Below are 22490 nucleotides of genomic sequence, written 5' to 3'. Positions count from 1 at the left end.
CGTCGTTCAGCATTCAGCGAGCGAGCCGGTCAGCGGGCGGAACCCTCGAAGACCTGCTCGGCGGAGCCGGCGAGTTCGGCTTCCATCTCGCGGAGTTCCTTGCTGTCGGTCTTGGACCGCCAGACGGCCCAGCCGACGCCGGCGAGGCAGAACACGCCGACGATGTAGAGGGCCGAGGCGTAGTCGCCCTTCGCGGTGGCCATGATGGCCGGGATGGACAGCAGGCTGACCATGTTCATGACCTTGATCAGCGGGTTGAGGGCCGGGCCGGCCGTGTCCTTCAGGGGGTCGCCCACGGTGTCGCCGGTGACGGCCGCCTTGTGCTTCTCGGAGCCCTTGCCGGTGGTCGCGGTGCGGGGCTCGTCCTCGATGGTCTTCTTGGCGTTGTCCCAGGCGCCGCCCGCGTTCGACATGAAGACGGCCAGGAGCTGGCCGACGATGATCATGCCGGCGAGGAAGCCGCCGAGGGCCTGGGGGCCGAGGAAGATGCCGACCAGGATCGGCATCAGGATCGCCAGCAGGGCGGGGCCCACCAGCTCGTTCTGGGCGGCCGAGGTGCAGATGTTGACGACGCGGCCGTAGTCCGGCTTCTTGACGCCCGCCCAGATGTCCTTGTCGCGGAACTGGGTGCGGCATTCTTTGACGATCAGGAACGCGGCGCGGCCCACGGCCCGGATCAGCATCGAGCTGAACAGGAAGGGGACGACGCCGCCGATCAGGGCGCCGATGAAGACCATCGGGGCGGCGACGGAGAGCTTGCCGGCCTCGGCCATGTACTCGCTCAGGGGCATCGTCGCGACCTTGTCCTCGCTCCCCACCGCGACGACCGCGATGAAGCTGGAGAACAGGCTCACCGCCGCGATGACCGCCGAGCCGATCGCGATCCCCTTGGTCTCGGCCTTGGTGGTGTTGCCCACCGCGTCGAGGTCGGCCAGGATCTGCCGGGCGCGGGCGTAGTTCTCCTCGCCCATCTCCTCGCGGTCGTAGCCCATCTCGCCGATGCCGTTGGCGTTGTCGGCCACCGGGCCGAAGACGTCCATCGAGATCGTGTTGCCGGTCAGGGTCAGCATGCCGATGCCGCACATCGCCACGCCGTAGGCGACGAACAGCGGGCTCGCCCCTTCATAGATGACCACCGAGACGAAGATCGCCCCCGCGATGACCAGGGTCGATACCACGGCCGACTCGTAGCCCACGGCCAGGCCCTGGATGATGTTGGTCGCGTGGCCGGTCTGGCAACTCTTGGCCAGGCTCTGCACCGGTTCGTACTGGGTGTGGGTGTAGTAGCTCGTCACCTTGTTCAGGCCGATCGCCAGGAGGATGCCGATGAGGCAGGTCCAGGCGGGCCGCATGTCCAGGCCCTGGACCATCCCCAGGTCGGCCCAGAACGGCTGGGCGGCGAGGATCGGGCCCTCGTAGGCGTGGGTGAATTCCTTCAGCGGCACGCCCGCGTCCAGCGCGGCGTCGCGGGCCTTGGCGAACTCCTCGGTCACGTTGTAGCCGTAGGCGGCCTGGGGATAGTTGTGGATGTAGGCGTCGTCGAAGTGCAGGTAGGCCAGGCCCAGAGCCATGAAGCCGAAGACGCTGATGACCGAGCCGATCACGAAGCCGCGGTGGACCGAGTGCAAGGCCTCGTCGCTGGTGCTGTCGGCCTTGGCCCGAACGCTGTAGGTGCTGATGATCGAGCCCACCACGCCGATGGCCCGGACCAGGAGCGGGAAGATCACCCCCTTGTGGCCGAAGCTTGCGTAGCCCAGGATCATCGCCGCGACGATCGTGACCTCGTAGCTCTCGAAGATGTCCGACGCCATCCCGGCGCAGTCGCCGACGTTGTCGCCCACGTTGTCGGCGATCGTCGCCGCGTTCCGGGGGTCGTCCTCGGGGATGTTCGCCTCGACCTTGCCCACGAGGTCGGCGCCCACGTCGGCCGCCTTCGTGTAGATGCCGCCGCCGACCCGCATGAACAGGGCCAACAGCGTGCCGCCGAAGCCGAACCCGAGCAGGACCTCATAGGCCTTCTCGCCGAAGATGATGAAGATCGCCGTGCCGCCCAGCAGGCCCAGGCCGTCGGTCAGCATGCCGGTGATGGTCCCGGTGCGATAGCCCAGCTGCATCGCGTCGCCGTAGCTCGTCCGGGCCGCGGCGGCCACGCGGAGGTTGCCCCGCACCGCCAGGTTCATCCCCACGAACCCCACCAGCCACGAGAAGAACGCCCCCACGAAGAACGCCAGCGCCCGGCCGAGCTGCACCGCCCCCGACGCCTGCGCCGTGAAGTACAGGATCAGCGTCAGCAGGAAGATCAGCGGGAAGAGCGCCTTCGCCTGCCGGATCAGGTAGGCCCACGCCCCCTCGCGGATGGCGTCGGCCACCTCGCGCATCTTGGGAGTCCCCTGGTCCGCGCCCAAAACCTGGCCGACCAGCATGCCCGCGTAGCCCAGCCCCGCCACCGCGATCAACAACGTCAGGATCAGGCCCACCCGCTCCGGCATCGCGTAGTCGGTCAGCGGTTCGAACAGCTTCACCGAGTGCTCTTCCATCGCCACGGGAGCCGCCGCCGGCGCGGCGATGGGGCCGCCGCCGGCGCCGCCGGGACGGCCTCTTGCGCAGCGACGTACGCGGGGCCCATGAACATCGCGGCCGTCAAGGCCAGCGACCTGAAGCCAATGCAGGGGTGCATGATCCCTATCTCCGAGTTTTTCTGAAGGTTTTGCACCGCGGTTGCGATCTTCGATCGATCCGGCGGTTGGTTCGGGGCAATGCCGCCCAAGGCCCATTGCAGGCCGAAGTCTCGCGAACTTGAGATGTCGCGGGGGGGTGGCGTCCAGCCTGGGTCCGATGGCGCTTCTCGCCATCGCAAGGCCGGCTCCTCACCTTAATTGATTCGTCGTCCTTCGAGTCGATTCTTGAAGTGCGACGCCGTGATTCTGACTTCGATTAGACACCACTCGGCCCGCTTGCGGAAGGGGGATCAGGTGGAATTTCATGGAATTCTTCACGTCGCCCGAAATCCCCCGCCGCGTCGGCGGGATGGATGTCACTGCAAGTCTAAATATCGTGATGCCTTGTGTGCCGCGGATCCCCCGCGAAGCCCCTCCGGCGCTCGCGCGAGGGGCCGCGACGGCGCGATCCCCGCGTCCCTCATGCGGCCCCGAAACGCCCTCGAGACGGCCGGCGAGGGTCGATTCGGGCTTTGCGATATGTTAATAAGAGGATCTGATAAGTCCGGAATATTCGCCGCCGTCGAGGCTTTCGAAATCCGCGAAAAGTTCGACGCGGACGGTGTGGGCGGAACGATCGTCAGCTTGTAGATCGGCGACGACGAGAAGTAGGTCCCGGGGTTCCCGAGGTAGACCAGCTGGAAGTAATGATCGCCCCGCGCGAGCCCGGCGGTGGCGAAGACGGTGGTGACTCGGCCGTCGGCGGCCGTCGAGAGCTGTTCGAAGGCGATCGGTCGGCCGCCGTCCATGAACATGACGCCGCCCCCCGGCGTCGCCACGGTCCCCGAGTATCCCAGGACGGCCGTCAGCCTTACGATCGAGCCGGCCGTCGCCGTGGCTGGGATCTCGGCGGTCAGGGTGGACGTCCCTCGCACGACGGCCAGGGGGGCGGACGCGACCGCCGCGCCGAACCGCGCGCCGTCGCCGCCGTAGGAGACCGTCGCCGTATGGGGCCCCATCGCGAGCGTGGTGGGGATCGAGAAGACCGCGACCCCCTGGTCGAGCGAGGCCGTCAGGCGGAAGGCTCCGATCGCCAGATCCACGGTCCCCGAGGGCCGTTCGTCGGTCGTCGTCGATCGCGCCGCGACGGTGATCAGCAGGGGGTCCCCCACCCGTCGCGGGTTGTCCCGGATGCTGAGGGCCAGGTCGACGCGGTGCGCGACGACGGTGAGCGTCGCCGGTTCAGAGGCGGACGCGCCGCCGCTCGCGGTTCGGAAGACGGCGCGGAAGCGCCGGCCGGAATCCTCCAACCGGGGCCGCACCGTGAGCACGAGATCGGTGGCGTTCGGGACGTCCGTCCAGCCCGAGCCGCCGCCGTCGTCGACCTGCCATCGCACCGAGGCGAAGGCTCCGGACGCCCTGGCCGTGAAGGTCGCCGGGGAGTCCACGAGCACGGTCTGGTCCGCGGGCCGCGCCACCTCGGCGTCGCCCCTCGCGTCGCGATAGGCGTACACGACGCCCCGCGCATGGCCGTCGACCGTGGTGGGGCGGTAGGCCGTGACGAAGAGGGCGCCGCCGGCCGCGACCGTCGTCGCGCCGAAGTTGTCGCCCGCCCGCCCGTCGGCCGCCGTCAGCCTCGCGACGTGGGCCCACGACGAGCCCGATCGCTCGAAGACGTGGAGAGCGCCCCGATTCGCCGAGCCGTCTACGGCGGCCTCGTGGGCCCCGGCGAGGAGCGTCGAGTCGTCGGGGCTGAAGGCGAGCTTCGAGCCCCCCAGCGCCCCCGCGCCGATCGGGTCGGTCGGGTCGGCGTCGGCGGTCAGGGTCGCGGCCAGACTCCACGTCGAGCCGGAACGGGTCAGAATCAGGATCGCGGGCTTCGACGGGGCCGGGGATGCGTCGATCCTCGCCCCGGCCGCCAGCTCGGCCCCGTCCGAGCTGAGCGCGGCCCGCCCCGACAGGCCTGAGACCCCGGGGAAGTCGCGCGAGTCGAGGAAGAGATCACGGACCCATCCCCCGGCGTTCGCCGAGTAGATCGCGGCCAGGCCGCCGGGCGTCGTCATGGTCAGCGCGGTGACCAGCAGCGTGGCCCCGTCGGCGGCCAGCTCGACCCCGACCGTGTAGTCGACGGGGACCGCCTTCCCCTCGGCCGGCTCGACCTCGGCCGTCTGCGACCAGGCCCCCTCGGCTCGGGCGAAGACGTAGGCCGAGACCTTGTTCGCCGTCTGCGCCACGCCCCCGCCGCGTTCGGCGCCCACGGCGATCGTCCGGCCGTCCCAGCTGATCGCCACCGAGTAGCCGAATCGATCGCTCGCGCGGCCGTCCGTCGCCGTCAGGGTCTGGACGAGCGACCACGATCCCCCCGATCGCGCGTAGACGTACACGGCCCCCTGCGACGCGCGGCCGGCGACGGCCGTCAGGGGCGCGCCGACGGCCAGCGTCGACCCATCGGCGCTCATCGCCACGTCGAAGCCGAAGCGGTCGGACCCGGCCGCCGCGATATGGTCCGTCCGGGCCCAGGCGTCGCCGGAGCGGGCGTAGATGGAGACCGAGCCCTTGCCCCCCGAGCCGCCGACCACCTCCTCGAACGCGCCGACCGCGAGGAGCGAGCCGTCGGCCGTTGCGGACAGGGTCAGGCCGAAGCCGTCGTCGAGCCCGGCGGCCAATTCGTCCAGCAGGCGGAACGGCTCGTCTCCCGGGCCGACCGGATCGAATGTCGACGGCGAGACCGGGGGCGCGCCGGACGTCGACGCGGGCGAGACCCCGAGCGGAGAGGCCCATCCGGGCGTGACGGTCGTCCCGGAGGGCTTGACCGTCAACCGGTAGACGCCCGACGATGCGGCGTAGGTCCGCGGGTTGCCCAGGAAGACGAGCTGGAAATAGTGGTCGCCCACGGCGAGCTGCGACGTGCGGATCACGGCGGCGTAACGGCCGTCGGCCTGTCGCGTGAGTTGAACGAAGTCGATCGGTCGGCCGCCGTCCATGAAGATCACGCCGCCGGGGATCGGGTGGCCTTCCGGCATCCACTGGTTGACGTAGGCGGTCAGCGTCGTCGCGGCCCCCCGCGCCGCCTCGCGCGGGATCTGGACGTCGAGCCGGCTCGCCCCGCGCTGGACGGCGAGCGAGTCCAGCGTCGTCGAGATGGCGGCGGTGTAGGCGTCGCCGTCGTAGGAAGCCGCGAACGGGTAGGCGCCGGGATCGAGCGTGTCCGGGACGTCGAAGACCGCCCGGCCGTCGACGAGCGCGCCGGAAAGCTGGAGCGGGCCGATGGAGAGCCGCACAAGGCCGCCGTTGGGCGTGGGGAGGCCGGACACCCCCGCGCCGACCCGCACCGACACGGTCATCGGCTCGCCGATACTCCGGGGGCTGGCGCTCGGCTCGACCGCGATCGACGAGGGGGCTTTCGCCAGCCCGAGGGACGCCGCGGCGGTCGGAAGCGGATCGGACGGGTCGGAGAAGAACACCGCCCGGACTTGCCTGCCGTCCTGACCGGGCGCGGTCGCGAGGGCGTACCACGTCCGCGTCGCATCGGCCACGGTGACGGCCCGGTCGTCGGGGAGGTCGGACCAGCTCGCGCCCGCGTCGTCGCTGGACTGCCAGCGGACCGAGAGGCCGGGGGCGTCGGCGGCGGCCGAGAAGACGGCGACCTGGCCGACGTAAGCCTGGACCGCCGCGGGCTGCTGGACGACCGCGAACCCCGGCCCCCCGGCCGGTGCCAGGCGGTCCTCCAGGATGTCCAGGCCCGGCCTCAGGCGATTCCTCTCGGGCGGCCGCCTCTCGTCCCGATGTCCCCGTTCCGTTGACGTCGCCCGCGTCGGACGCTGGATGAGCTTCATGGTCGCCGCTTCGGGTTGATGGTCGTGGACGCGTCCCCCGCCACGCGCTCGGGCCCGGCTTCTCGGCAGGCGGCTCGTGTGCGATGACTCGCCTCGACCTCGCTCCCAATCCGGCGGTCGGATCGTAACATGCGCCCAATCATGGCGGCAAGTGGTCATGGCCATTCTTGGCGGTTCCGCCCTGGCGGCGGGGGACGCCCTTTCGCCGGATTGGCGTTCTCGGAATCCGGGGCGTGGATTAGGATCCGCCCCTGTTTCTGGATGGAATTCTTCTCACGGACGGGTCGACTCCGGCGGCTCCGCGTCGCGCGGCGTGGCCCGCGTCGACTGCGGGAGACACCTCGGACCATGGCGCACCCCGACGAATCCGACTCCAGGGACGGTCTGGACGGGGCCTCCGGCCGCCGTCGCGACGCGGACGACGCGAGGACGCCGGCCGGCGGCGTGTCGCTCCGGGCCTGGGATCGCCGGTTGCTGGGGCTCATGGCCGTCCTGATGGTCGTGTTCTCGGCACCCCCGCTGATCAACCTGTTCCGGGGTGAGCCGAACAAGGACTACAGCCTCTGGTATCAGGTGGGCGCCGCCGTGCGCGGCGGGTTGGAAGTCTATCCCGACCCGGATTCAAACCGGCTCTTCCCGTTCATGTATCCGCCCTCGGCCGCCGCCCTGCTCGGATACGTCAGCTATCTGGGCCCTTATGCGACGGTCGTGCTGCTGGTGCTCGTGCATTCCGCGGCCTGGCTGGGCGCCGTGGTCCTCTCGGTACGCCTGGCGACCGGCGGCGGGGCGAAGGGGCGCAATCCGCTCCTCTACCTGGTCCCTTCGCTCGTCATCGTGGCCTTGATCCACAACACGTATTTACTCGGCCAGCCGAACCTGGCGCTGCTGACCCTGCTGCTCGGCGCGTTCGCCTGTCTTCAGAAGGGGAAGGACGTCTGGGCGGGGACGCTGGTGGCGACGGGGGCGGCGATCAAGGCGTTCCCGATCCTGGCGCTGGGCTATTTCGTCTACCGCCGCCGATGGCGGGCCTCGGCCGCGACGGTCGTCGCGCTGGCGGCCTGGCTTCTGGTGGTCCCCCTGGCGTTCCGCACCCCCGCGCAGGCCGTGCGCGACGTGGAGGTCTGGGCCGGCGGAATGCTGTTCACCTACAACAAGCAGGGGATCGCCCAGCGTCCCTTCCGGTCCTACAGCTACAAGAACCAGTCGATCATGGCGATGGCCCATCGCCTGCTGCGCGACGTGCCGGCCGACGGCGAGGCCGTCCTGGCGAAACGCATCGGCAAGATCCGTCGCGACCGCAAGATGGGGGCTCCCGAAGGGGGGCGCGAGGACGGTTCGATCGACCTCAAGGCGATCCTGGAAGGGCCGCCGCAGGGCTCGTCGGCCATCGCGGCGGCCTTCGAGGGGATCGACGACGATCTCAAGAAGGCGTGGCGGGTGAATGTCGCGTCGTGGGACTTCCGGGCCGTCACGCTCGCGACGCTCGCCGGCATGGCCGGGTTGGGCCTCTTCACGCTGGCCGTCCTGCCTCGCGAGCGGGACCGCACGCCCCGGACCGACGCGATCGAATTCGCGCTCGTGACCCTCCTGATCGTCATGTTCTCGCCGTTGTCATTCAATTATGCGTTCGTGTGGCTCATCTATCCGATGACCGTCGCCTTGAACGAGGCCCTGGAACATCCCGCGTCCGACCCCCGACGTCGGACCCTGGAACGCGCCTGGCTCGCCGCGATCCTCCTCGGCCCGGCCACGGCGGTCGCGTTCCCCCTGTACGCCCAGGCCTACGGCAACCTCTTCGTCCCCGCGGCGCTGCTGGTGCTGACCCTCGGCTGGAAGCTCCACCAGATCCGTCGAGCCGAGGCCGCCGTCGCCGGCATCGTCATGGATGCGTCCCCCGCCTGATCGCGATCGGCGGGGCGGTCTGCACGTTTTGGACGAAAATTCTCCGGAATCTTCTTTGTGGGCCCGGATTTCCCGCCATAATAGCTCGCCGTGCGCGAGGCCGCGCGTGGGTTGATTCATCCACATCGTGGCGAGGCCGCGGGAATGAACGCCTGGGTCCAGATCGCGGTCGGGCTGGGGGCGTCGTACCTTGCGGCGACCCTCGCGGAGTCGATTCAGCATCGGGTCGTCGGCCATGCGGGCGCGCGTCGGCGCCGTTTCTGGGCGCGACATCCCCGGCTTTGCGGATTCCTCCTCCGCGCCCATTACCGCCACGCGGTCGTCCATCACGGGCTGACGTTCGCGCGGGATCACGTGACGCAGTTTCTGGACGAGGCCGACAAGGCCCGTGTCGACGCGGTCATCGGGCGTCGGGGCGATCCGTTGATCGAGCGTGAGCGCTACGGCCTGACGGTCGGCGTGCGCGCCTTCCTCACCTTCGGCGCGGCGGTCTGGCCGTTGGTCCCGGGACTGTACTGGGCGATCGGCCCATGCGCCGCGCTGGCGGCCCTGCCGGCGCCCCTGGCGGCGCCGCTGCTGTCGATGTTCGTCCACCCGTATCTGCACCTGCCGCATCGCGAGGCCCTGCGGCGGGCGCCACGGCCGGTCGCGTGCCTGCTGCGCACCTCGTACTTCCGCGCCGTGGCCCGCCACCACTACCTGCACCACGTCTATCCGCGGTTCAATTTCAACCTGTTGATGGGGGGCGACTGGCTGCTGCGGACGCATCGTCGGCCTTCCCCCGAGGACCTCCGCGCGATGGAGGCGATCGACGTCCCGACGGACTGAGTCGGTGCAGCGTGGCGCAATCGATTCGTATCGGCTTTCCGGGCGTCTTGGCATTGCCTTTTTTCGAGGCTTCGCCAAGAATGCCGCGACCTGCTGGTGATGCACCCTCCATGTCGACGGCGGCCCGCAACGGGCCGTGCTGGATCGAGGCTTCGGGAAGCAAGGCGTCTGAAAAGCGCCTTGCGGGATGAAGGCGCGGGCGGCTTGCAATGATGCCGACCCCGGTTTCGCGGGCTGTACAAGGATGACGCCGCGGGCCGGTTGCGGGGGGTGCGGGGAAACAGGCTGGCAAGGCAAGGAGGCGATGCCCATGGCACGCTGGTTCGTCGATCGTCTACCGCAGCGAGGGATCCCCTCGGTCAGCCTCAGGAGGCTGCTCCCGGAGGCTCGATTCGTGGGATGCGCCGATTGGGAGGTCACCGGCTGCGCCGTCGACCATCGCCGGCTCGATCCGGGCCAGGTGTTCGTCGCGGTCCGCGACGCCCGCTACGACGGCCACGGCCACGTCCGCGAGGCGCTCGACCGGGGCGCGGCGGGGATCGTGGTCGAGCGCGAGATCCCCGACGCCGGGCGGCTCCAGGTGGTCGTCGACGACGCTCGCGCGGCCCACTCGCGGCTTTGCCAGGCGCTCGCCGGCGATCCGTCGGCCCGCCTCGCGACCCTGGGCGTCACGGGCGTCTACGGCAAGACGGTCGTCGGCCAGATGGCCCGCGCGATCCTCAACGCCGCCGGCGTGCGGTGCGGCCTGGTCGGCGGCTCCGGCTGGTCCGACGGCGTCGTCTCCCGGCCGTTGGGCGCGGGGCTCGCGGAGGCCGGGACCGAGCCCAACGGGGCCTGGCCCGGCGGTGCGGCCGGGCTGGCGTCGATCCTCTCGTACATGGTCGAGCAGCAGTGCGAGGCCGGCGTGATCGAGGTCGGCGCCGAGGCCCTGGAGTCCCGCCGTCTCGAAGGCGTGACCTTCCAGGCGGCCGTCGCGACCGACCTGGCCCTGCCGCCGGGCACCCCCGTCGACGAGGCCCTGCGCCGTCGTCGGGCGAAGGCCCGCCTGTTCCGCAAGATCGCCCCCGGGGGCGCGGCGATCGTCAACGACGACGACCCGGACGCCGAACTCCTCGGCGGCCTGAACCTGGACGCCCGCCGCGTCAGCTTCGGCCTCGAACGACCCGGTCGGGTCGACGTCTCGGCGGCGGTCCAGCGCGTCGACTCCTCGGGCTCGCGCTTCCTGCTCCAGGGCTTCGATCGCGTCCGGCCCGTCGATCTGCGACTGGTCGGCGTCCGGCACGTCAGCCACGCCCTGGCCGCCGCCGCGCTCGCCTGGTCGCTGCACATCGACGCCGACGCCGTGGTGGCGGGCCTGGAAAGCGTGGCCTGCGTGGCGAACCACCTGGAAGCGGTGGACGAGGGCCAGGACTTCGACGTTCGGATCGACGGCGCCCTGACCGCGGCCCCCCTGGCGCAGGCCCTCGCCGCCCTGAAGTCCGTCTCCGCCGGCCGTCTGCACCTCGTGCTCAGCGCCGAGGGGGGCCAGGACCGCGCCACCCGTCGCGCCCTGTCGCACGTCGCCGAGTCCGTCGCCGACCGCGTCGTCCTGACCCTGGGCAACCCTCGCTCCGAAGATCCCGATCAGGTCCTCGACGACGTCCTCGGCGGCTTCCGCCGGCCGGGCAAGGTCCACGTCGAGCCCGACCGCCGACGCGCCATCGAGGCCGCCGTTTCCGACGCCCGACGCGGCGACGCCGTGTTGATCGCCGGCAAGGGCCGCAACGGCTACCAGATCTTCGCCGACCGCGTCGCCCCCTTCGACGACTTCGCCGTCGCCCGTCGCGCCCTCGTCGGCCGTCGCGCCCGCCACACGGCCTGGCGATCCGCCTGAGCCCGACTCCGCGACGACCCTCCAAAACCCACCCGACCGACGGCCGGACGCCCCCCAAGGCGCTCCGGCCGTCTTCGTTCGCTCCGACACGGTGCTCGGTCGAGAGCCCATCGCGTGCGATGCCCCTCTTCGATAAATCCTGATCGTCACGGATTATGGGGTCTCGTAACGGTCTCTCCCCCCTCGCGGGGCAAGACAGACCCGATCGGGGGCAGACGAGTACGAGAACCGTCGGAGTTCGCGATCCTGCCGCACGAAACGCCGACGGTTATCGTGCTCAATCACGGTCTTCCCCTCGCGGGGGAAGACAGACCCCCTGAGGGGTCAGATGAGGGGGTGACGAGCCGGAAAGCCGTCGGATTTCGCGGGGCGGCCGGATGTCGCGCCGACGGATTCTCGTGCTCGTCTTCCCCCTCATCCGGCGCTTCGGGCCACCTGCCCCCGCGAGGGGGGAAGGACGTGATGAGGCCCAGAAAATCCGTGATGGTCAGGATCGACCGGCTCGAAGGGGCCTTTCCTCGGGGGTCGTCAGAGAACCGCCGGGGACGAGTCGTGCCCGCGACGGGCGTCCTGGCGAGCCGCGTGGAACGGTTCGACGGATCGTCTCGTCACTCCGCGTCGTCGGGGAGGTACAGGAGCTGGCCGACGACGAGGTGAACCGGGTCGTCGATGACGTCGCGGTTGAGGTCGAGGATCTCGGGGGCGCGGCGGGAGTCGCCGAGGCGGTCCCGAGCGATCGAGCGGAGGGTCTCGCGGGCGCGGACCTTGTGGACCGGCTGGGGGGCGGCGTTGCGCGTGGCGATCGCCGGCGCTTCCAGGTCCTCGCGCGGAGAGGTGCGGCGGCGATCGCGGTCGTCGCGGTCGGCGACGCGCTCGGTCGACGGGTCGGAGACGGGGAGATTAAGCTCGCCGTCGTGCCGGCTGGAGCGTCGAACGGAGGTCGCGCCGCCGGGGAGCGCGGTCTTCACCTGGGAGATCTCGGGCGCGGCTGGGTCCTGGTCGCGGGCGGAACGGCCGCCGGGCGGATCGATGAACGCGGTGTCGAGGTCTTCGGGGGGCGGGATCCGGATGACGGCCCCGACGTACAGGTCTTCCAGACGCTGGAACTGGTCGGAGTTGGCCTTGCCGAGCGCCCGATAGTAGCGGCCCGAGGCGTAATGGGTCCGCGAGATCGTCCAGAAATTCTCGCCGGGCTGAACCTTGTGGAGCACGGTGTCCATCCGGCCCTCGTCGCGTCTGGCCGCGACTGCCGCTGAGGCCGTCGTCGCGGCGGCGGTCGGCGCGGGGGCCGTCGTGCGGCCCGCCTCGGAGACGAACCGGATCGGCTCTTCGGGTTCGAACGGCCGACGCTCGCCCAACAGGTCGGCGGTCGGCCGACCGGTCCGCATGTCGAACTCGTCGTCGGTCAGGTCCATGACCCCCGGATCGATCTGCGGCTCACCGGGGCTGTGCCTGATCGGCACCCAATCGCCGGGGGGCCGCTCGGTCGCGCGGTCACCGGCGTTCGCGCCCCGTTTCGGCTCGGCGAGGGGCGTGGGGTCGGGAATCGTCCGCAACGGGGGGACCTCGGTAGGGGCCGCCGGGGCGGAAACCGCGGGACTCGGCAAAGGGACGGGGACCGGAACCGGGGCCGGGACCGACGCGGCGGGCTTGTCGATCGGCGCGACGTCGACCGCAGGAGTCGCGGCGGGCTCGACCGGAGGGGGCGCCGCCGCGGCGTCGACCATCGGCGGGAGGTCAAAGCTGCCGAGCCCCGCCGCAGGGGTCGTCGAGGGTGGCGTCGGTGCGGGGAGCGGTTCCGGCTCCGGCGTGGGCGTCGTGGGCTCCGGCGTGGGCGTCGCGGTCACTGGTTGCGCCGGCGCGATCTCCGGCTGCACGGGCGCGGTCTCTGGCGGCGTCGGCGCGAGGTTCACCGGCGGCGAGGGGGCCGGTTCGGTCGGGGGAGCGGGCGCGGGGGCGGTCTCCGCAGCAGGAGCCGGAGCCGGTGCCGGTTCGGCCTCCGCCGTGGGCTCGGCGACCGGGGCCGGGGCCGGGGCGGGCGCGGGGGCGGCGTCCTGGTGCTCCGGCTCCGGGGCTGGAGCGGGCGCGGGCGCGGGCGCCGGGAGATCGTCCTCGGGCTTGAAGCCGGCGCTGGCGAGCATGAGCGAGGCGTTGGGCGCGGGGGCGTCGTCCAGATCGGCCGCGACCGGGAAGTCGGGCTCGTGGTCGTTCATGGGGGGCAGGGCGGGGAAGTCCATGTCGTCGCGACCGCTCGTCCGCTTCAGGTCGTCGGTCGCGGGGGCGGGCGCGGGCAGGTCGGCGACGGCCTCCGGCGCGGCGGCCGGGCTGGGGGCCGGTGCGGGCGTGGCATCGTCCTCCGCCTCCGGGGGGGTCGCCGCGATCGTCTCCGGGTCGTCGGCCGGCGGGACGACCGGATCGCCCTTGGTCGTCGCGGCGGGGGGCGCCTCGGGGCCGGGAAGGTCCAGGGTCGGCGACTTGCCGGACTTCAGCGACAGGACGCCGAGGAGCACGAGCACCGACAGGCCCGACGCGGCCGAGGCGCGGGGATACGCCCAGGCCAGGCCCAAGCCGCCGACCGCCGCCGCCGAGGCCCCACGCCAGCAGGCCGCGCCGACCGTCCCGACCGCGCCCAGGAGCTTCGCCGCCGCGCCGGGGGCCGAGGGGCCGTCGGCTTCCGGGCTCGCTTCCGCATCGTCGACCGCGACCGCGTCCGCGATCGCGCCGGTCGGCCCTTCCGATCCGTCGTCGATCGCTTGATGGACGTGAGCTTCGTGGTCCGTCGCGGTCGGGGCGCCGTCGGATTCGAAGGCGTCGGGGGGGTAGGCGACCGCGTCGGGCGTCAGGGCCTGGGGCTCGTCGGGGTCGGGGTAGGTTCCTGGTTCGACCATCGTTCGGCCACCCTTAGTTTGGCGCTGCGGGCGCGGGGGTTGACGGCCGTTTCCTCGGCCGTCGCGGTGACGGGTTTCTTGGTCAGGACGGTCCACCTCGGATCATTGCGAAACGCCCATTTCACGCGACGGTCTTCCAGCGAGTGGAAGCTGATGATCGCGGCTCGCCCGCCCGGGGCGAGGATTTCGGGCAACTCCGTCAGGATCGCGTCGAGGTGCTCCAACTCGTCGTTGACCAGGATTCGGAGGCCCTGGAAGACGCGGGTCGCCGGGTCGATCGGGCCGTGCCGCAGGCGGCCCGGGATGCAGCGGCGGACCAGCTCGGCGAGCTGGCCCGTGGTCTTCAGGGGCTCGGCTCGCCTCGTTTCGACGATCTGCCGGGCGATCCGGCGACTGAACCGTTCCTCCCCGAACTCGAAAAACGCCTTGGCCAGATCCTCGGCCGACAGCTCCGCGAGCAGCTCGGCGGCGGTGGGGGCGTCGGAACCGGAGTCGAACCGCATGTCGAGCGGCCCGTCGGCCCCGAAGCTGAACCCGCGATGCCGCCAGGCGAGCTGGTCGGACGAGAGCCCCAGGTCGAGCAGCACGCCGTCGACTTTCCCCGCGACGATCCCCAGCCCGGCCAGCCCCCGTCTCATCGCGCTGTAGGGCGCGTGGACCAGATCGACCGGCAGGCCGGCGCAGGCCGCTTTGGCCAGCTCCAGCATCTCGACGTCGCGGTCGAAGCCGACGACCCGCCCCGATGCGCCGACCAGGCGGGCCATCGCCGACGTGTGACCGCCGGCCCCGGCCGTCCCGTCCACGAGGATCGAACCCTCGCGCGGGGCGAGCCATTCGAGCACCTCGTCGATCAGGACGGGGCGATGGACGGCCCGCGGCCTCCGCTCCGGTTCCGGCCCGATTCCGCCCGGCGACTCCTCGCGTGACACGGCCTGAACGCTCGTTTCCGTTGAAATTGACGACGCCACCCCGTCGCCGGGATGGAGCGCCGGAATCTACCCAACCGTCCGATCCTGTCAACCCCGACGCCCCGACGGGCGTCCGACCGGGCCGGACGATCCCTCCTCATTCCTCTATCATAACGATCGTCGGCGCAGGGGCGCCCCTTGAGCCCAAGTTCCGGCCGACCGGCCCCCGACGCCGCCACGGGCACTGGTCTTTCCGCCGGGGGGCGCGAAACGCTATGATCGGGCCAGGGTCGAGCGGCGCCGTCGCGAGACGAGATGTGGACCAGGGACGGCGAAGCCGAGCTGTCTGATCGCGGCCGACGAGGCCGAAGCGAGTGCATCATGACCCGACGTTCCCGAGGGCGCGAAGTCGCCCTCCAGGTGCTTTATCAGCTTGAGCAGAACTCGGGCGTCATGACGACCGACGTCCGTCGATTCATCGATCGCCGGCTCCTGCGCGACCGACCGCTCGTCGAGTTCACCACCGGACTCATCGAGGGGGTGCGGGGGAACCAGCCCCAGATCGACGACGCGATCAAGCAGGTCGCGGAGAACTGGCGGCTCGACCGCATGGCCGCCATCGACCGCAACATCCTCCGCCTCGGCGCCTTCGAGATCCTCCACCACCCCGAGGTCCCCGCCAAGGTCGCCATCAACGAGGCCCTGGAACTGGCCAAGCGGTACAGCACCGCCCAGTCCAGCCGGTTCGTCAACGGCATCCTCGACAAGGTGCTCCAGCTCCAGGACCCCGCCCCCCGCTCGGACGCCGAGGCTGGGAGCGAGGCCGATCCCGACGTCGCGGTCGAATCCCCGGCCGCCGCCGAGGCCGAGGTCGCCCCGCCGGCTCCCATCGGGGAAGGCCCCGCCGCGTGAACCGCCGCGACGCCGACCTGCACATCCACACCACGCACTCCGACGGCGCCTGCTCCCCGAGAGAAGTCGTCGTCGCCGCGGCGCAGGTCGGGCTCGCCGCCCTGGCGATCACCGACCACGACACGGTCTCCGCCCTGCCGCCCGCCCGCGACGAGGCCGCCCGGCTGGGCGTGGAGCTGGTCCCCGGCGTCGAGCTGACCTGCGAGTATCAGGGCCGGGAGGTTCACCTCCTGGGGTACTTCTTCCACGACCATCCCGACCTGCTGGCCGCCGTCGACCGCCTCCGCACGGAGCGGGTCGGACGGTTCGCCGAGATGGCCGACAAGCTGAACGAACTCGACCTGATCGTCGATCTGACGGCCGTCCGCCGCTGCTTCCCCAGGGCCGTCCTGGGGCGGCGGCACCTGGCCGAATACCTCTTTCGGACGAAGCAGACGGAGACCGTCCGCGAGGCCTTCGACCTCTACCTCGCCGACGGCCGGCCCGCCTGCGTCGAGAAGGCCCGGCTCGACGCCTTCGAGGCGATCGCCCTGGTGCGCCGGGCCGGCGGCGTCGTCTCGTGGGCGCACCCGCCCTACAATCTCAAGTTCGACTCGCTGCGGACGCTCGCCGAGGCCGGGCTCGGGGCCGTCGAGACGGCCGGACCGGGCGTCCAGAACCGCGTCGGCCGCCGCTTCCGCGACTGGGCCGAGTTGCTCGATCTCGTCCCCACCGCCGGCTCCGACTTCCACGCCCCCGACCGTCCCGGCCGCCGCGTCGGCGCCACGACCACCCCCGACGCCGATCTCGAACGGCTCCGCCGACGCGCGACGGGGACGTCGGACCCGGCTACGGCCTGACGGGCTCGACATGCTAGAATACGTCGTATCTGCGCGGGTCGCGCCCGCGGGCTGCGGTAGGAAATTTCGAGGGAGACGAAGGGCGGACATGGCGATCAAAGGGATCCTGGAGCGGTTCAAGAAGGGTCTGGCGAAGACGGCGCAACTGTTCAACGTCCGGTCGTGGTTCGGCCGGAAGGTGGACCAGGCGTTCCTGGACGAGCTGGAAGGGCGGCTGATCCAGGCCGACGTCGGCGTGACGGCGACCTCGCGGATCATCGACTCCGTGCGCGAGGCGTTCGCCGACCAGACGGCCGACGAGAACCTCGTGGCGTTCGTCAAGCAGCAGCTCAAGGAACTGCTCCGCGACGACAGCCCGGAGACGCTCACGGTCGCGGCCCGGAAGCCGAGCGTCTACCTCGTCGCCGGCGTCAACGGTTCGGGCAAGACGACCTCGATCGCCAAGCTGGCGCAGCGGCACCGCGACCAGGGCAAGAGCGTGGTCCTGGCCGCGTGCGACACCTTCCGCGCCGCGGCGGCCGACCAGCTCTCGATCTGGGCCGAACGCGCCGGCTGCGAGATCGTCCGGGGGGCCCCGGGGGCCGATCCGGCGAGCGTCGCCCACGACGCCTGCCAGCGCGCCCTGGCACGCGGCAGCGAGATCCTGATCGTCGACACCGCCGGTCGGCTCCACACCCAGACCCACCTGATGCGCGAGCTGGAGAAGATCAAGTCGGTCGTCCAGCGTCAGATCCCCGGCGCGCCGCACGAGGTTTTGCTGGTCCTGGACGGCACCAACGGCCAGAACGCCATCCGTCAGGCCGAGGTTTTCACCAAGAGCATCGGCTGCACGGGCGTCATCCTGACCAAGCTCGACGGCACCGCCAAGGGGGGCGTCGTGGTCGCCGTGCGGCAGGCCATGAAGCTCCCGGTCAAGTTCCTGGGCGTCGGCGAGGGGATCGAGGACTTCCAGCCCTTCGACGCCGACGCGTTCGTCGAGTCGCTCTTCTCCTGAGCCGTCCCCCTCTGGCCGTCGCCGACCCGGCCGGACGGCCCGCCCGCGATTGACAGATCGGGCGGAATGTGGATAACACGGTCGCCCCGTGACGCGCTCGGCGCCCCAAGCCCAAGGATGGGCGGAGCCGCCGCGCGACTCTCGCGTCGGGGGCGGATCCGTGGAGGATGGATGGCGACCTTCCGCTTCGACGCTCTCGGCAAGACGCCGGCCCGTCTCCGCTCCTGGCTCGATGGCACCCGCAAGGCGACGGCCGGACGGTCCGCACCCGCGCGGTTCGCGCTGCTGGCCCTGATGGCCGGCGGCCTCGCCGTCGCCGGCTGCCTGGCCGCCTGGTCGATCGCCCCGGCCGAGCGCGCCTACCTCGCCTCGGGACGGCCCTTCCGCCAGGACGACCTCGACAAGGTCGAGCGGGCGCTCCTCTCCCAGAACATCGACTACAAGGTGGACGACCGCCGCGTGAGCGTCGCCGGCCGATCGGCCGAAGCCGCCGCCGCGATCGTCGCCAAGCTCGACCTCGGCCCGCGCTCGCTCGACGAGCTGCGCGAGGGCGCCGCCGCCTCGTCCTTCTGGGAATCCCCTCGCGACAAGGAGGAACGCTCCCAGCGCGAGCGGGCCAAGGTCTTCGAATCGATGATCGACGACCTGCCGGGGGTCGAAAGCTCCTTCGTCTGGATCAGCCGCGAACGCCAGCGCGGCGTGCTGCGGCCGACGACCCGGACCACGGCCCTGGTGCGAGTCCGCACCGAACAGACCCGCGAGCTTCCTTCCGCCACCGTCGAGTCGATCGCCTCGATCCTCACCGCGGCCGAGCCCGGCCTGACCCGGCAATCGTTCACCGTCGTCGACGACGAGGGCCGCCTCTACCGCGACGCCGACAACCCGGCCCTCACCGCGCTCTCGAACAACCGGGCCCGCGAGGAAGACCTGAGCCGCCGCATCCTCGACAAGCTGGACTGGATCAAGGGCGCGCGGGTCGACGTGAAGATCGAGGACCCGCCCGCTCCTCCCGAGCCCCGCGCGACCGAAACCGCCGCGCGGCGACGCCCCGGGACCGCATCGCCGCTGGAGGCGGGGCTGGCCGTCGGCCTCAATCGCGCCATGGAACTGGAGCCGGACGACCTGCCTCCCGCCGCCGAAACCGTCGCGGTCGCCGAGGCCCCCGAGCCGGCCCGAGGCCGGGGCCGGGTCCGGGTGCTCGTGCCGCGAAGCTACTATTTCAACGCCGGCCTCATGCCCGACGGCGGCCACGCCTCGCAGGACGAGCACCTCGCCCTGAAGGACCGCACCGAGGCGCTGATACGCGACACCGTCGAGTTGGTCGTCCCCGAGGCCGATCCGGTCGACTGGGAGCCGACGCTCGTCGAGCTTTTGCTCGACGGGATGCCCCCCGAGCACACGCCGGCGAGCGTCGCGGCGTCGTCGCGGCGGTCGGCTCGCGACTGGGCGATGGCGGGCGCGGCGGGGGCCGCCGCCGCCTCGCTGGTGGCCTTTGGCACCTGGCTCTTCGGCAGCCGCCCGCCGGCCCGACGGGCCTCGCCGTCGCGAGGCGATCTGCGATATCACCGAGGCGCGGCGGGCGCGCCGGCGCCGACCGAACGGGTGCTCGAATTCGTCCGCCGCAATCCCGAGACCGCGTTCAGCGTGCTGAATCGCTGGACGAGCCAGGGGGGGGGAAGGTCATGAATGCGTCGACCTCGTCCACGTCCGCCCGAGCGGCCCACCGCCCCCAATCCGGCGCCGAGTTCCCGCGCGGCGACCTCGGCGCGGGGGCCGACCCCCTCGCGGCCGAAGATTCGCCGTCCGACGCCCCGTCGGTCGCCGCGATCCCCCCGCTCCGCAAGGCGGCGATCGTCCTGGTGAGCCTGGAGCAGTCGCTATCCACCCAGATGCTCGCCCATCTCGATCGGGACGCCGTCGACGCGGTCACCTGGGAGATCGCCCGGATGGATCGGGTCGACCCGGCCGAGCAGGCCGTCGTCCTGGAGGAGTTCCTCAGCCTCGGCCTGCGGCGGCTCTGCTTCGTCTTCGAAGACCTCCTCCGCATGGACGACCGCGAGATCCGCGCCGCCTTTCGCGCCGAGGACGCCGAGGCCTGGGCCCTGGCCCTCGCCGGATCGGCCCCCCCGCTGCGGGCCAAGGTGCTCGGCGCCCTGAACGCCTCGGCCGGTCAGATGCTCCAGCGCTATCTGGAGAACCTCGGCCCGTTCCGGCTCTCCGACACCGAGGTCGCGCAGGTCGAGGTCTCGGAGCGGATCCGCATCCTCTACGACCAGGGCGTGATCGACCTGCCCGACCCCAGCGGTCGCGAGGAAGTCCTGGTCTGACCCCCGCCCGGCCGACCCCCGCCGAACCGCACCCGCGACTCACGAAGGACTCTCGCATGGCAAGAGCCAAGATCGCCCTCCTGGTCCCCGCGCTGCTGCTGGCGGCGACCCTGGCCGCCTCGGCGCAGGACGCTTCCGCCCCCGCGGCCGACGCGGCGAAGGCTTCGCGGCCGACGGTCGCGAGCAAGCGGGCGCGGGCGTCGTCGCTGGCGACCGGGTCGCAGGGCTGGTGGCTGGGGACGGCCTTCATGCTGCTGGTCCTGGGCGGGGCCGGAGTGGTCTGCATCGCCGCGCGACGTCAGGGCGCGGGCGGCCCCTCGATCAAGCTCCAGGTCGTCGGCCGAGTCGCGCTGCCGCCCAAACACGCCGTCTTCGCCGTCCGCGCCGGCGGCCGGACGCTGCTGATCGGCGCCGGCCCCCAGGGCGCACCCACGCTCCTCGGCGAGCTTGACGACGAGGCCGTCGAGGACGCCTCGCCCTCCGCTTCGCATCGACCGGTCCCCGCGCAAAGACGCTTCGACGTGCGGATCGGAGACGAATCATGAGCGGGACGCGGAGGGAAGACCGCAAACTCCTCGTCCTCCCGATGGCGAGCGTCGTGGCGCTGTTGGTCATGCTCTCGCCGGTCCTGGCGGGGCGGTCGCAGGCGCAGACGCCGACGAGCGCCGTGCGCAAGTCCGCGGCCGTCTCGCGGCTCAACGAGCCCGCGGTGGTCGTCGATGCGGCCCCCGAATCGGACGCCGCGAAGCCCGCGCCGCGGCCGGACGCGGCGGTGGACGTGTCGGGCGCGGCCCGCACGGTGCAGTCGGTGGTGCTGTTCGGCGCGGTCTCGCTGGCGCCCGTCGCCCTGCTCATGATCACGCCGTTCGTGCGGATCAACATCGTCCTGATCCTGCTTCGGCAGGCCCTGGGGAGCCCCCAGGTCCCCGGCAATCAGGTCCTGACCGCGCTGGCGTTGCTGCTCAGCGCCCTGATCATGCGGCCGGTCGCCGAACGGGTCTACGCCGACGCGGTCGAGCCGTACATGGCGGGCCGGGCGGGCGCGGTCGACGCCTGGAACGCGGGGTCGATCCCCATCAAGACGTTCATGGTCGACCAGATCGTCATGACCGAACATCAGGATTACTTGACGACGCTCCACGAGCGCTCGCGCGGCGGCACGCCGGGCGCGGAGCAGCCGGAACGCCCGGAGGACTTCGCCATCGGCGTGGTCGCCCCGGCGTACATCCTGAGCGAGCTGACGACGGCCCTGAAGATCGGGTTCATGCTCTATCTTCCGTTCCTGGTGATCGACCTCGTGGTCTCGGCGGTGCTGGCGGCGATGGGGCTGTTCATGCTGCCGCCGACCCTGGTTTCGACGCCCGTGAAGCTGATCGTCTTCGTGCTGGCCGACGGCTGGCTGCTCGTGGCCGACATGCTGCTCGCCGGATTTTCGGCTTAGGTGGGAGGGGGGCTCCGCGTGGACATGGACCAGGCGATCGACTGGACGCGCGAGGCGCTTAGGCTCTCGCTGATGCTGGGGGGCCCGCTGCTCGCGGCGGCGATGGTGGTCGGGCTGGCGGTGAACGTCCTCCAGACCTTGACCCAATTGAACGAGCCGGTCGTCGGGTTGGTCCCCCGCCTCGCGGCGGTGGTGGTCGCGACGTTGGTGCTGCTCCCCTGGCTCGCGGCCCGCTGGATCGACTTCACGGTCGACCTCATCGGCTCGATCCCGGATATGCTTTGATCTGGATGCGAAGGGCGGCGCCGAGATGACCGACCTACCGTTCGACGTCGGCTGGCTCACCGCGAACGGGGCGGCCTGCGCCCTGATCGCGGCGAGGGCGGCGGGGGTCTGCTTCACGGCGCCGGTGCTGGCCGCGCCGGGGATCGACTGGCGGTTCCGCATCGTCCTGGCCCTGATCCTGGGGGCCTGGATGATCCCCCTCGCCGCGCCGCTGGTCGGCGCGCCGACCTCGCCTTACGGACTGGCCTGGCTGGTGGTCAACGAGCTTCTGGTCGGCGGCCTGCTCGGGCTGTCGGCGTCGCTGGTGGTCGCGGGGGCGAAGCAGGCGGGCGACCTCGTCGCGGCGCAGGCGGGGATGTCGACGGCGTCGCTGTTCGACCCCGAGACGGGCGAGGAGCTGACGGCGCTCGGGCATCTTTACGGCCTGCTCGCGATCGTCGCGTTCCTGGCGGTCGACGGGCCGCTGGTGATGGTCGAGGCCTTGCTCCAGAGCTTCCGCGCGGTCCCGGCCGGTCGGCTGGTCTTCGAGCGGGCCACGATCCAGGGGATTTTCGCGCAGGCGGCCGAGGCGCTCAAGCTGGCGGTCCACGCCGCCGCGCCGCCGGCGGTCGCGCTGGCGACGGCGGGGGTGGCCCTGGGATGGCTCGGCCGGCTCGCGCCGAGCGTGCCGCTGATGGCGCTCTCGCTGCCGATCCGCGCGCTGCTGGGCGTCTTGCTCGTGATGGCGGGGCTCGCCGCGCTGGCGGCCTGCCTGGACGCCGCCTGGCTCGACTGGGCTCGCGGCGCCTTCTGAGCGAGGG

16 protein-coding genes are annotated in these 22490 nt (G+C 71.5%); 12 read left to right on the top strand and 4 right to left on the bottom strand.

Annotated elements, in window-relative coordinates; genetic code table 11:
* Positions 1-29 precede the first annotated feature (29 nt).
* Together VT85_RS22825 and VT85_RS22820 are read right to left on the bottom strand one after the other, a co-directional pair.
* Positions 30-2537, bottom strand: a complete 2508-nt coding sequence (locus tag VT85_RS22825; protein ID WP_156513185.1) for a sodium/proton-translocating pyrophosphatase — start codon at positions 2535-2537, stop codon at positions 30-32.
* A 497-nt stretch (positions 2538-3034) separates the two neighbouring features.
* Positions 3035-6493 carry a hypothetical protein gene (locus tag VT85_RS22820; RefSeq protein WP_068420296.1) on the bottom strand — a complete coding sequence of 1153 codons (3459 nt, stop codon included), beginning with the start codon at positions 6491-6493 and terminating at the stop codon, positions 3035-3037.
* Positions 6494-6841: 348 nt separating this feature from the next.
* Between VT85_RS22820 and VT85_RS22815 the strand changes: the two genes are divergently transcribed.
* From VT85_RS22815 to VT85_RS22805, 3 genes are all read left to right on the top strand, one after another.
* Positions 6842-8395, top strand: a complete 1554-nt coding sequence (locus VT85_RS22815) for a glycosyltransferase family 87 protein (RefSeq protein WP_068420295.1) — start codon at positions 6842-6844, stop codon at positions 8393-8395.
* Positions 8396-8539: 144 nt separating this feature from the next.
* Positions 8540-9223, top strand: coding sequence for a hypothetical protein (locus VT85_RS22810; protein ID WP_068420294.1), 684 nt, complete (start codon positions 8540-8542; stop codon positions 9221-9223).
* 310 nt (positions 9224-9533) lie between these two features.
* On the top strand, positions 9534-11096 hold the full coding sequence (locus VT85_RS22805; protein ID WP_068420293.1) for a Mur ligase family protein: 1563 nt from the start codon (positions 9534-9536) through the stop codon (positions 11094-11096).
* Positions 11097-11704: 608 nt separating this feature from the next.
* Here the strand turns inward: VT85_RS22805 and VT85_RS22800 are convergent.
* Together VT85_RS22800 and rsmH are read right to left on the bottom strand one after the other, a co-directional pair.
* Positions 11705-13984, bottom strand: coding sequence for a LysM peptidoglycan-binding domain-containing protein (locus VT85_RS22800; RefSeq protein ID WP_068420292.1), 2280 nt, complete (start codon positions 13982-13984; stop codon positions 11705-11707).
* On the bottom strand, positions 13936-14913 hold the full coding sequence (gene rsmH / locus VT85_RS22795; RefSeq protein ID WP_197490947.1) for a 16S rRNA (cytosine(1402)-N(4))-methyltransferase RsmH: 978 nt from the start codon (positions 14911-14913) through the stop codon (positions 13936-13938). Before rsmH ends, VT85_RS22800 begins: the two co-directional genes overlap by 49 nt.
* A 360-nt stretch (positions 14914-15273) precedes the next feature.
* Between rsmH and nusB the strand changes: the two genes are divergently transcribed.
* From nusB to VT85_RS22750, 9 genes are all read left to right on the top strand, one after another.
* Positions 15274-15804: a transcription antitermination factor NusB gene (nusB, locus tag VT85_RS27050; protein WP_197490946.1), complete on the top strand. Its 531-nt coding sequence runs from the start codon at positions 15274-15276 to the stop codon at positions 15802-15804.
* Positions 15801-16643 (top strand): PHP domain-containing protein, encoded by an 843-nt coding sequence (locus VT85_RS22785; RefSeq protein ID WP_068420291.1) that lies wholly within the window; start codon positions 15801-15803, stop codon positions 16641-16643. Before nusB ends, VT85_RS22785 begins: the two co-directional genes overlap by 4 nt.
* Positions 16644-16731: 88 nt before the next feature.
* Positions 16732-17637: a signal recognition particle-docking protein FtsY gene (ftsY, locus tag VT85_RS22780; protein WP_068420290.1), complete on the top strand. Its 906-nt coding sequence runs from the start codon at positions 16732-16734 to the stop codon at positions 17635-17637.
* Between the two features lie 171 nt (positions 17638-17808).
* Positions 17809-19323, top strand: coding sequence for a hypothetical protein (locus tag VT85_RS22775; protein ID WP_068420289.1), 1515 nt, complete (start codon positions 17809-17811; stop codon positions 19321-19323).
* The gene (locus tag VT85_RS22770) at positions 19320-19964 is read left to right on the top strand and encodes a FliG C-terminal domain-containing protein (protein WP_082858817.1); all 645 of its coding nucleotides are present in this window, start codon (positions 19320-19322) and stop codon (positions 19962-19964) included. Before VT85_RS22775 ends, VT85_RS22770 begins: the two co-directional genes overlap by 4 nt.
* Before the next feature lie 56 nt (positions 19965-20020).
* On the top strand, positions 20021-20509 hold the full coding sequence (locus VT85_RS22765) for a flagellar biosynthetic protein FliO (protein WP_068420288.1): 489 nt from the start codon (positions 20021-20023) through the stop codon (positions 20507-20509).
* Positions 20506-21405, top strand: coding sequence for a flagellar type III secretion system pore protein FliP (locus VT85_RS22760; RefSeq protein WP_068420287.1), 900 nt, complete (start codon positions 20506-20508; stop codon positions 21403-21405). The genes VT85_RS22765 and VT85_RS22760 overlap by 4 nt, the downstream gene beginning before the upstream one ends.
* 24 nt (positions 21406-21429) lie before the next feature.
* A complete protein-coding gene (locus VT85_RS22755) occupies positions 21430-21690 on the top strand; it encodes a flagellar biosynthetic protein FliQ (RefSeq protein ID WP_231871540.1) in 261 nt (86 codons plus the stop codon).
* A gap of 25 nt (positions 21691-21715) precedes the next feature.
* Positions 21716-22483 carry a flagellar biosynthetic protein FliR gene (locus tag VT85_RS22750; RefSeq protein WP_068420286.1) on the top strand — a complete coding sequence of 256 codons (768 nt, stop codon included), beginning with the start codon at positions 21716-21718 and terminating at the stop codon, positions 22481-22483.
* Positions 22484-22490 lie beyond the last annotated feature (7 nt).

Source organism: Planctomyces sp. SH-PL62, assembly GCF_001610895.1.
Classification (GTDB): Bacteria; Planctomycetota; Planctomycetia; order Isosphaerales; family Isosphaeraceae; genus Paludisphaera.
Note: the sequence above shows the minus strand (reverse complement) of the source record. Positions and strands in the feature narration are given on the sequence as shown.